Source organism: Streptococcus mitis (genome assembly GCA_001560895.1).
GTDB lineage: Bacteria > Bacillota > Bacilli > Lactobacillales > Streptococcaceae > Streptococcus > Streptococcus mitis_Q.
This window is the reverse complement of record CP014326.1, coordinates 1,176,021-1,187,286: the sequence shown is the minus strand read 5'-3', so window position 1 is coordinate 1,187,286 and position 11,266 is coordinate 1,176,021. Positions and strand designations below refer to the sequence as shown.

Genomic DNA, 11,266 nt, shown 5'->3' with positions numbered 1-11,266 from the left:
TGTTTGAAAATTTCTTGATTTACAAGTGAACACATAAGTGAATTTGTTGAAGACTTTCAAAAGAATTTTTAGCAAATTCCGTAATTTACTTGAATCTTCCCTAAAAAGGTAGTATAATAAATCTATAGAAAACGCTTACAGAAATAGGAGGGTGTATGAATAAGAAAAAAGCTTTAGAAACCTTTATAGCAGGTGAAAATTTTCACCTCCAGCATTATCTGGGAGCGCATAGGGAAGAAAAAGATGGTGAGTATGGCTATACTTTCCGTGTGTGGGCACCTAATGCTCAGGCTGTTCACTTGGTAGGGGATTTCACCAATTGGGTTGAAAATCAAATCCTAATGGAACGAAATGAATTTGGGGTCTGGGAAGTCTTTACCAGCCTTGCTCATGAAGGCCAAATTTACAAGTATCATATCACACGTGCAAATGGTCATCAGCTGATGAAGATTGACCCTTTGGCTGTACGGTATGAGGCACGACCTGGGACTGGTGCTATTTTAACAGATATTCCAGAAAAGAAATGGAAGGATGGCCTCTGGCTAGCCCGTAGAAAACGCTTGAGTTTTGAAGAGCGTCCCGTCAATATTTACGAGGTTCATGCTGGCTCTTGGAAGAGAAATCTAGATGGAAGTCCTTATAGTTTTGCTCAACTGAAGGATGAGCTGATTCCTTACTTGGTTGAGATGAACTATACTCACATTGAGTTTATGCCCCTGATGTCTCACCCACTAGGTTTGAGTTGGGGTTACCAGCTTATGGGGTACTTTGCTTTAGAGCATGCCTATGGTCGTCCTGAAGAGTTTCAAGATTTTGTTGAGGAATGCCATTTAAACAATATAGGCGTTATTGTGGACTGGGTGCCTGGTCACTTCACCATTAATGATGATGCCTTGGCTTATTATGATGGGACTCCGACTTTTGAATACCAAGACCATAATAAGGCTCATAACTACGGTTGGGGTGCTCTCAATTTTGACCTTGGAAAAAATGAAGTCCAGTCCTTCTTGATTTCTAGTATCAAGTTTTGGATTGACTTTTACCATTTGGACGGTATTCGCGTGGATGCAGTTAGCAATATGCTCTATCTTGATTATGATGATGCACCATGGACGCCTAATAAAGATGGCGGAAATCTCAACTACGAGGGCTATTATTTCCTTCAACGTTTGAATGATGTCATTAAACAAGCTCATCCAGATGTGATGATGATTGCCGAAGAAAGTTCATCAGCTACTCAGATTACTGACACCAAGGATTCAGATGGTCTTGGGTTTGATTATAAGTGGAATATGGGCTGGATGAATGATATTCTCCGTTTCTATGAAGAAGATCCGATTTATCGTAAATACGACTTTAACCTGGTGACTTTCAGCTTTATGTATGTCTTCAAGGAGAATTATCTTCTACCATTCTCACATGACGAAGTGGTTCATGGTAAGAAGAGTATGATGCATAAGATGTGGGGAGATCGTTACAATCAATTCGCAGGCTTGCGCAATCTTTACACTTATCAAATTTGTCACCCGGGTAAGAAATTGCTCTTCATGGGTAGCGAATACGGTCAATTCCTAGAATGGAAATCTGAAGAACAGTTGGAATGGTCTAACCTAGAGGACCCAATGAATGCTAAGATGAAGTATTTCACTTCTCAGCTTAATCAATTCTACAAAGACCATCGCTGTCTGTGGGAAATCGATACCAGCTATGATGGTATTGAAATTATAGATGCAGATAATAGAGATCAGAGTGTTCTTTCCTTCATCCGTAAGGGGAAGAAGGACGACATGTTAGTCTGTGTCTTTAATATGGCACCAGTTGAACGAAAAGATTTTACAATCGGACTTCCTGTTGCAGGGATTTACGAAGAAGTCTGGAATACTGAGTTAGAAGAGTGGGGCGGTGTCTGGAAAGAACATAATCAAACTGTTCAAACGCAAGAAGGACTATGGAAAGATTATGAGCAGACCCTGACCTTTACCCTACCTGCTATGGGAGCAAGTGTATGGAAAATCAAACGTCGCTTGAAATCTGATAAAACTGTCACAAGTAAAAACCAAAAAGGAGTAGAAAATGAAGAATGAAATGTTAGCTTTGATTCTTGCTGGTGGGCAAGGAACTCGTCTCGGTAAACTCACTCAAAGCATCGCAAAACCAGCTGTGCAATTTGGTGGGCGCTACCGTATCATTGACTTTGCTCTCTCAAATTGTGCCAACTCAGGGATTCACAATGTTGGAGTCATTACACAGTACCAACCACTTGCTCTCAACAACCATATCGGGAATGGTTCAAGCTGGGGATTAGACGGTATCAATTCTGGTGTCTCTATTCTTCAACCGTATTCAGCAAGTGAAGGAAATCGTTGGTTTGAAGGGACTAGTCATGCTATTTACCAAAATATCGACTATATCGACAGTGTAAATCCTGAGTATGTTTTGATTCTGTCTGGAGACCACATCTACAAAATGGACTATGATGATATGCTCCAGTCTCACAAGGATAATAATGCCAGTTTGACAGTAGCAGTTCTAGATGTCCCTCTTAAAGAAGCAAGCCGTTTTGGTATCATGAATACAGATGCAAATAACCGCATTGTTGAATTTGAAGAAAAACCAGCTCAACCTAAATCTACCAAAGCTTCTATGGGTATTTACATCTTTGATTGGCAACGTCTTCGCAATATGCTTGTTGCTGCTGAAAAGAGCAATGTCGATATGTCAGACTTTGGTAAGAATGTCATTCCAAATTACCTTGAGTCTGGTGAAAGTGTCTATGCTTATGAATTTAATGGTTACTGGAAAGACGTTGGTACTATTGAGTCACTTTGGGAAGCTAATATGGAATATATTTCTCCAGAAAATGCCTTGGATAGTCGTAACCGTCAATGGAAGATTTATTCAAGAAACTTGATTTCACCACCAAACTTCCTTGGTGCCAATGCTCATGTGGAAGACTCCTTAGTTGTAGATGGATGCTTTGTTGATGGAACTGTTAAACATTCTATCCTTTCAACAGGGGCGCAAGTTCGAGAAGGGGCAGAAGTAGTAGATTCAGTTATCATGAGTGGTGCAATTGTTGGTCAGGGAGCTAAAATTAAACGTGCCATTATTGGTGAAGGTGCAGTTATTTCTGACGGTGTCGAAATTGATGGAACAGAAGAAGTACAAGTCGTAGGATATGATGAAGTAGTGGGGGTAGCAACAGATGAAGATTGATAAATATTCTGCCATTTTAGGAAACACAGTTGGTTTTCATGATATGTCAACACTGACAGACCACCGTCCAGTAGCTAGCTTGCCATTTGGAGGTAAATATCGTTTAATCGACTTCCCACTTTCAAGTCTTGCTAATGCAGGTGTCCGTAGTATCTTTGGTATTTTCCAACAAGACAATATCAGTTCCGTCTTTGACCATATCCGTTCTGGGCGTGAGTGGGGCTTGTCAACCCTTCTTAGCCACTATTATCTAGGTATTTACAATACCCGTGTGGAAAGTAGTACCGTTGGAAAAGAATACTACCATCAGCTTCTTACTTATTTGAAACGCTCTGGGTCAAACCAAACAGTATCACTCAACTGTGATGTCTTAATTAATATTGATTTGAACCAAGTGTTCCACCTTCATAACACAACGAAGGGACCTATTACAGTTGTTTATAAAAAACTTCCTAAGAAAGACATTTCAGAAGTCAATGCAATCTTGGAAGTGGATGAAACAGACCATGTTCGTTCTCATAAACTCTTTGATAGCAAATCTACAGATGAAGTTTATAATATGTCTACAGATATCTTTGTAGTTGATACACCTTGGTTGATTGAACGTTTGGAAGAAGAAGCTAAGAAAGAACATCCAGAGAAATTGCGCTATGTTTTACGGGATTTGGCTGCAAAAGAAGGAGCTTTTGCCTACGAATACACAGGATACCTAGCAAACATTCACTCTGTAGAGTCGTATTATCAAGCTAACAAAGATATGCTTGAATCTCAAAAATTCTACTCTCTCTTCTCACCAAATCAAAAGATTTATACAAAGGTCAAAAACGAAGAGCCAACTTACTATGCTAATACATCTAAGGTAAGTACTTCTCAGTTTGCCTCTGGTAGTATCATTGAAGGTCAAGTGGCTAATTCCGTTCTATCACGTAATATTCATGTCCATAAGGATAGCCTGGTTAAAGATAGCCTACTCTTCCCTCGTGTTGTTATTGGAGAAGGTGCTCAGGTCGAATACGCTATCTTGGATAAGGGTGTTGAAGTTGAGCCTGGTGTTGTGATTCGAGGGACTTCAGAACATCCAGTTGTCGTTAAGAAAGGTAGCAAAGTAACAGAGGATATTCATTCATGAAAATTTTATTTGTAGCAGCAGAGGGTGCACCCTTTTCAAAAACAGGGGGGTTGGGAGACGTTATTGGCGCTCTTCCCAAATCACTGGTAAAAGCTGGGCACGAAGTTGCAGTGATTTTACCCTACTATGACATGGTAGAGGCTAAATTTGGAAATCAGATGGAAGATGTTCTTCATTTTGAGGTGAGTGTTGGTTGGCGCAGACAGTACTGTGGGATTAAGAAAACAGTCTTAAACGGTGTCACCTTCTACTTTATTGACAACCAGTATTATTTCTTCCGTGGCCATGTTTACGGTGATTTTGATGACGGAGAACGCTTTGCCTTTTTCCAACTGGCTGCCATTGAGGCTATGGAAAGAATTGACTTCATTCCTGACCTTCTCCATGTTCATGACTACCATACAGCTATGATTCCTTTCTTGTTAAAGGAAAAATACCGTTGGATTCAAGCCTATCAAGGCATTAAAACTGTTTTAACCATTCATAATTTGGAATTTCAAGGACAATTTTCAGAAGGAATGTTGGGTGATTTGTTTGGAGTTTGCTTTGAACGTTACGCTGATGGCACCCTTCGCTGGAATAACTGTCTGAACTGGATGAAGGCTGGTATCCTCTATGCGGACCGTGTTTCAACAGTTTCGCCTAGTTATGCTCATGAAATTATGACTAGTCAGTTCGGATGTAACTTGGATCAGATTCTTCGAATGGAATCTGGCAAGGTATCTGGTATCGTGAACGGGATTGATGCTGACCTGTATAATCCTCAGACGGATGCTCTTTTAGATTATCATTTCAATCAGGACGATTTGTCTGGGAAAGCCCAAAACAAAGCAAAATTGCAAGAAAAAGTTGGCTTGCCAGTTAGAGCTGACGTTCCACTGGTGGGAATTGTTTCTCGTTTGACACGTCAAAAAGGTTTTGATGTCGTGGTGGAAAGTCTTCACCATATCTTGCAAAATGATGTTCAGATTGTGCTTTTGGGAACTGGAGATCCAGCCTTTGAAGGAGCTTTCTCATGGTTTGCTCAGATTTATCCTGACAAGCTATCAGCAAATATCACTTTTGATGTCAAACTTGCTCAAGAAATCTACGCTGCTTGCGACCTCTTCCTCATGCCAAGTCGTTTTGAACCATGTGGCTTGTCTCAAATGATGGCGATGCGTTATGGAACCTTGCCATTGGTCCATGAAGTTGGGGGCTTGCGAGATACCGTTCAAGCCTTTAATCCAATCGAAGGAAGCGGAACGGGCTTTAGCTTTGACAATCTATCTCCTTATTGGTTAAATTGGACTTTCCAAACAGCATTGGACTTGTATAGAAACCATCCTGACGTTTGGAAAAAACTACAAAAACAAGCTATGGAGTGTGATTTCTCATGGGATACAGCCTGCAAGTCATACCTTGACTTGTACCATAGTTTAGTTAATTAATAGATAAAATCGTATGATGACTTCATACGATTTTTGGGCTATTTAGAGAGGAGAACTGATGTCTCAAGTAAAAGGCTTGTGTGTTATGGATGTTGATGGAACCTTAATCCTAGAAGAAGTGATTGATTTGTTGGGAAGAGAGGTAGGTCGTGAGGAGGAAATTTCGCAGATTACAAGTTGGGCAATGCGAGGAGAGTTAGACTTTGAAAGCAGTTTACGAAAAAGAGTGTCCTTGTTGGCAGGTCTTCCTGTTTCGGTATTTGAGAAAGTCTTCAACTCTATTCATCTATCGCCAAATGCTCAGAAATTCGTTTCTATTCTCCAAAAGAATGCCATCCTAGTTGGTCTGGTTTCTGGTGGATTTAGTCCAATAGTTGAGAGATTAGCTAAATCCCTTGGCATTACCTATTTCTCTGCCAACCAACTTGAAGTCAAAGACGGTTTTCTAACAGGGGAATTAGTTGGAGCAATTATAAGCCCTGAAGTCAAACAAGCAACTCTGGAAAAATGGAGAAAGGAACTGCAACTTCCTAGAGAAAGAACGGTTGCAATCGGTGATGGAGCAAATGATTTATTAATGTTGAAGTCTGCGGGACTAGGAATCGCCTTTTGTGCCAAAGAAGTTCTGAAAAAAGAAATACCACATCATGTTGACAAGAGGGATTTGTTAGAAATTCTTCTTTTGACTGACTTTTTAGAATGAGGGAAAATATGAAGATTGTAATTGCACCAGATTCGTTTAAGGAAAGCTTGACTGCAGAGCAGGTTGCTGAAGCTATTAAGAGAGGGTTCCAACAATCGCTAGCAGATGTAGACTGTCTCCTCTGCCCTGTTGGTGATGGGGGAGAAGGTACTGTAGATGCTATCCTACATTCTCTTGACATGGAAGAAAAAAGGATTCAAGTTACAGGGCCTTTTGGACAAAAAGAAGCCATGCGCTATTTTCAAAAAGGGGAACTGGCGCTATTTGAAGTTGCTGATTTAGTTGGCCTTGGAAAGATTCCGCTAGAGAAACGAAATCCACTTCAAATCCAAACTCGTGGTATTGGAGAGTTGATTCGCCACCTCATCGATCAAGGGATTAAAGATATCTATATCGGAGTTGGTGGTACGGCTAGTAATGACGGTGGTTTAGGTATTGCTGCTGGTTTAGGTTATCGATTTTATGATAGGGATGGAAATGTCTTACCTGCTTGCGGTCAGACCTTACTAAACTTATCTTCTGTTTCAACAGAAAATTGCTATGAAATTCCTGAAGATGTTCACATTCGTATTCTAGTAGATGTCGTGAGTCCCTTATGTGGATATCAAGGTGCTACCTACACGTTTGGCAAACAAAAAGGCCTAGATCATACTATGTTTGAGGATGTAGATCAGGCAATCCAAGATTTTTATGTAAAAGTCTCCCCTGCAACATTAGAACTGAAAGGAGCAGGAGCTGGTGGAGGCATTGCTGGCGGTTTGTGTGCCTTTGCTCAAGCAAGTATCGTATCTGGAATTGACACCTGTTTAGATTTGATTGATTTTGATAAGAAAGTTGCAGATGCTGACTTGGTTATCGTTGGTGAAGGAAGACTAGATTGTCAAAGCTTTGCTGGGAAAGCCCCTATAGGAGTAGCAAAAAGAACCCCTGTTGGAGTTCCTATTATGGCTATTTGTGGCAGTCTCGCTGAAGATTTACCTTCCCTACCATTTGAAAATATCCAAGCTGCCTTTTCTATTTTGGAGAAAAGTGAACCTCTAGAAGATAGTTTGAAAAATGCCAGTCTCTATTTGGAGCACGCGGCTGCAAATATTGGACATTTATTAAAGATGCCTAAGATTTAGCCAAACCATTTCTTCCAGATGGATGTTTTGGTTGGTTCTTCCTTTTTAACTTCCCAAAATTTTGCAAAAGCAAGTCGAAGGTTCTTTTCTTCTACTTGAACTGGTGCATTGGTGTGAATAATCAGGCCAAAAGGAGAAGAAGTATGCTCTTCAGATACAATGGTAGCTTGACTATCGGTTTCTTTGGCTTCCTTCAAATAGAAAACTTGCTTGTCAAATTCGATAGTTGGTGAAATCTTCACAAATAGTGGCTCAGCCTTTTCTTGAAGTTTTTCTAAGATAGATAAAAATCCTTTTTCTAGCTGAGGGCTATTTGCTGTGTCAATATCTGCATATCCAAGAACTCTTTCCTCAAAGGTACCAAGATAGCGTCTTTGCTCATCCGGATTTAATTTTGGCCCACCATGAGCTTTTTCAAGTAATTGTTTTGATAAATCTGTCATGAAAATAGTATATCATAAAAATAAAAAGAAAACATATAAAAGAAAGCGGTTGCTTAATAAAGTTAAGGAAAATTTGCACAAAGATAACGTTTTTTCTTGAAAAAGGAGGGTTTTTAAGGTATTATAGAGGTGTAAAAAATTTAACTCATAAGGAGAGTAAAAAATGTCAATTATTACTGATGTTTACGCTCGCGAAGTCCTAGACTCACGCGGTAACCCAACACTTGAAGTAGAAGTTTACACTGAATCAGGTGCTTTCGGACGTGGTATGGTTCCATCAGGAGCTTCTACTGGTGAACACGAAGCAGTTGAACTTCGCGACGGTGACAAATCTCGTTACGGTGGTCTTGGTACACAAAAAGCTGTTGACAATGTAAACAACATCATTGCTGAAGCTATCATCGGTTACGATGTACGTGACCAACAAGCTATCGACCGTGCTATGATCGCACTTGACGGTACTCCTAACAAAGGTAAATTGGGTGCAAACGCAATCCTTGGTGTGTCTATCGCTGTAGCTCGTGCTGCTGCTGACTACCTTGAAATCCCACTTTACAGCTACCTTGGTGGATTCAACACTAAAGTTCTTCCAACTCCAATGATGAACATCATCAACGGTGGTTCTCACTCTGACGCTCCAATCGCTTTCCAAGAGTTCATGATCTTGCCAGTTGGTGCTCCAACATTCAAAGAAGCTCTTCGTTACGGTGCTGAAATCTTCCATGCTCTTAAGAAAATCCTTAAATCACGTGGTTTGGAAACTGCCGTAGGTGACGAAGGTGGATTCGCTCCTCGTTTCGAAGGAACTGAAGATGGTGTTGAAACTATCCTTGCTGCGATTGAAGCTGCTGGATATGTTCCAGGTAAAGACGTATTTATCGGATTTGACTGTGCTTCATCAGAATTCTACGATAAAGAACGTAAAGTTTACGATTACACTAAATTTGAAGGTGAAGGCGCTGCTGTTCGTACATCTGCAGAACAAATCGACTACCTTGAAGAATTGGTTAACAAATACCCAATCATCACTATCGAAGATGGTATGGATGAAAACGACTGGGATGGTTGGAAAGCTCTTACTGAACGTCTTGGTAAGAAAGTACAACTTGTTGGTGACGACTTCTTCGTAACAAACACTGACTACCTTGCACGTGGTATCCAAGAAGGTGCTGCTAACTCAATCCTTATCAAAGTTAACCAAATCGGTACTCTTACTGAAACTTTTGAAGCTATCGAAATGGCTAAAGAAGCTGGTTACACTGCCGTTGTATCACACCGTTCAGGTGAAACTGAAGATTCAACAATCGCTGACATCGCAGTTGCAACAAACGCAGGACAAATCAAAACTGGTTCACTTTCACGTACAGACCGTATCGCTAAATACAACCAATTGCTTCGCATTGAAGACCAACTTGGTGAAGTAGCTGAATACCGTGGATTGAAATCATTCTACAACCTTAAAAAATAAAATAGTTCAATGAACTATTTTATCCCGAACCTTGAAATTCAAAAGTTCGGCCGTTGATTTAACAACGTTTCTAGCCCTTCGGATTTTATCCGAAGGGCTTTTTTTCTGTTCAGGGGGCATAACTTTTTTAAAAAATATTTTTCATCACTTTGTCCAGTACAGTGATCGCTTCGTCTTTCATGTTCTTTGTGACATGGGTGTAGATCGAAGTAGTGACTTCAGAATCAGAATGACCAACCCTGTCCATGATTGTTTTTAAAGGAATTTTATTTTCTGCTAAAATATTGGCCATCGCAGGCAGTATGTTTTTATAGGTGCTCAATTTGATTTATTTTTGTGGGATCCTCTTCTTTTAAGATGAATACCAATTATAAGTGATTTGCATATCCAGGATACTACAAAGAAAGGCAAGCTAGTGGCCACATAAATTTTATTTCATATTCTTTAAAGCTGTTTACTCTGTTAGCAATTTTATTTGATATGATCAAATAAAATTAATAGTTTATTGAATCCCTTTCTATTTTATTACATAATTTATTTTATGTAGTTTATAAACTGTCCAGAGCATTCTTTTGTTCATCATTGACGATATGAGTATAGAGGTCAGTGACTTGCGTACTGGCGTGTCCTAGCTGGTGGCTAACCAAAACTTGCGATTTAGTTGCATCATAGAGCCTAGTTGCTAGGGTATGGCGGAGTTTGTGGGGAGTGACACGTACTTTAAAGTTTTCAGAATACTTAGCGACCATTTTTTCAACACTAGAAGCATCAATTCGATTTGGAATTCCACGATATAGAGTCAAAAAAAGTGCTGTATCTGTTTTTTCAGTCTGATAACGCTGACTTCTTATTGAGAGATAGTTTTCTAAATAAGGCTTAGCAAAGGCTGCGACATTGACCGAGTCACGTTTACCACCTTTTCGAGTGACATCAATAACCATCATTTTGAGATTGAGATCTCTTAGATCTAGATTAACAGCTTCAGATAGGCGAACACCTGACGCCAAGAGAAGGGCAATAATGGCTAAATCACGTTCCTTATTTTTATTGAACGATGATAGAGCACGATTTGAGAGCTGTTGTGGGTACTCCTGGTCGATATAAGTCAGAAAACCTTCTGTTTCATCACCTAGAAAAAGTTTTTGCTTGATGTTTTCAGCTCTGGCAGCAAGTGTTTCTTTCTTTTTCTTGGTTGAAACTTTCTTCATTACATTTCGATAGAAATAAGGTTCGCCCTGGTCGTTTTCAACCTCCTCGGTCAAATACTTGTAAAGACTAGAAAGTGCTGATAAGGTCCGATTGATGGTTGTTTGCGAAACACCTTGCTTGGTTGTATTGGCATTCAGCAAAGGACGTTCTCGCAAATAAAGGATAAAGGATTCCATGTCTTTTTTTGACATATTTTCTAAGATCGATAAAGGGATATCAGATATTTTATCGGCGTTTGAAATTCCAGACTTCAAAACCCAGCTGAAAAATCGATCGTATTCCTTGAGGTATTCGTACAAGGTTGTAAAACTGTAGGGAACAGCAAGCTTAGATTGGTAGTATTCCAAAACATACCAGGGCATGATTTGTTTTAATTTATCGATTCGTTCCAGTAAAATCTCACGTTTCATGTATTTTCTCCATAATTAAGTCTACTAGTAGTATAGCATAGACTTATATATTTTTCAAGAAAATTATAGTTTTTCGGAAAGATGTTATAGGAGTTTTTTAAGTGATAAAAAAGACTGTGTAATAACTGGAAATT

General features: G+C 39.7%; 10 protein-coding genes. 7 read left to right on the top strand and 3 right to left on the bottom strand.

Annotated elements, in window-relative coordinates:
- Nucleotides 1-155 precede the first annotated feature (155 nt).
- The 6 genes from AXK38_05735 to AXK38_05710 are packed head-to-tail and all read left to right on the top strand — an operon-like array spanning nt 156 to nt 7,602.
- Nucleotides 156-2,084, top strand: a complete 1,929-nt coding sequence (locus tag AXK38_05735) for a glycogen-branching enzyme (GenBank protein ID AMH88770.1) — start codon at nt 156-158, stop codon at nt 2,082-2,084.
- Nucleotides 2,074-3,216 (top strand): glucose-1-phosphate adenylyltransferase, encoded by a 1,143-nt coding sequence (glgC, locus tag AXK38_05730; protein AMH88769.1) that lies wholly within the window; start codon nt 2,074-2,076, stop codon nt 3,214-3,216. The genes AXK38_05735 and glgC overlap by 11 nt, the downstream gene beginning before the upstream one ends.
- Nucleotides 3,206-4,345, top strand: coding sequence for a glucose-1-phosphate adenylyltransferase (locus AXK38_05725; protein ID AMH88768.1), 1,140 nt, complete (start codon nt 3,206-3,208; stop codon nt 4,343-4,345). The genes glgC and AXK38_05725 overlap by 11 nt, the downstream gene beginning before the upstream one ends.
- Nucleotides 4,342-5,775 carry a glycogen synthase gene (locus tag AXK38_05720; GenBank protein ID AMH88767.1) on the top strand — a complete coding sequence of 478 codons (1,434 nt, stop codon included), beginning with the start codon at nt 4,342-4,344 and terminating at the stop codon, nt 5,773-5,775. Before AXK38_05725 ends, AXK38_05720 begins: the two co-directional genes overlap by 4 nt.
- 58 nt (nt 5,776-5,833) lie before the next feature.
- Nucleotides 5,834-6,478: a phosphoserine phosphatase gene (locus AXK38_05715; protein ID AMH88766.1), complete on the top strand. Its 645-nt coding sequence runs from the start codon at nt 5,834-5,836 to the stop codon at nt 6,476-6,478.
- Between the two features lie 8 nt (nt 6,479-6,486).
- Nucleotides 6,487-7,602: a glycerate kinase gene (locus tag AXK38_05710; protein ID AMH88765.1), complete on the top strand. Its 1,116-nt coding sequence runs from the start codon at nt 6,487-6,489 to the stop codon at nt 7,600-7,602.
- Here AXK38_05710 and AXK38_05705 read toward each other — a convergent pair.
- Nucleotides 7,599-8,045, bottom strand: a complete 447-nt coding sequence (locus AXK38_05705) for a hypothetical protein (protein ID AMH88764.1) — start codon at nt 8,043-8,045, stop codon at nt 7,599-7,601. The genes AXK38_05710 and AXK38_05705 overlap by 4 nt on opposite strands.
- A gap of 163 nt (nt 8,046-8,208) precedes the next feature.
- Between AXK38_05705 and AXK38_05700 the strand changes: the two genes are divergently transcribed.
- Entirely contained in the window at nt 8,209-9,513 is a 1,305-nt protein-coding gene (locus AXK38_05700) for an enolase (GenBank protein ID AMH88763.1), read from the top strand.
- 127 nt (nt 9,514-9,640) lie between these two features.
- Here AXK38_05700 and AXK38_05695 read toward each other — a convergent pair whose 3' ends face one another.
- Together AXK38_05695 and xerS are read right to left on the bottom strand one after the other, a co-directional pair.
- A complete protein-coding gene (locus AXK38_05695) occupies nt 9,641-9,841 on the bottom strand; it encodes an integrase (GenBank protein ID AMH88762.1) in 201 nt (66 codons plus the stop codon).
- Between the two features lie 220 nt (nt 9,842-10,061).
- On the bottom strand, nt 10,062-11,132 hold the full coding sequence (gene xerS, locus AXK38_05690) for a recombinase XerS (protein AMH88761.1): 1,071 nt from the start codon (nt 11,130-11,132) through the stop codon (nt 10,062-10,064).
- Between the last annotated feature and the right edge of the window lie 134 nt (nt 11,133-11,266).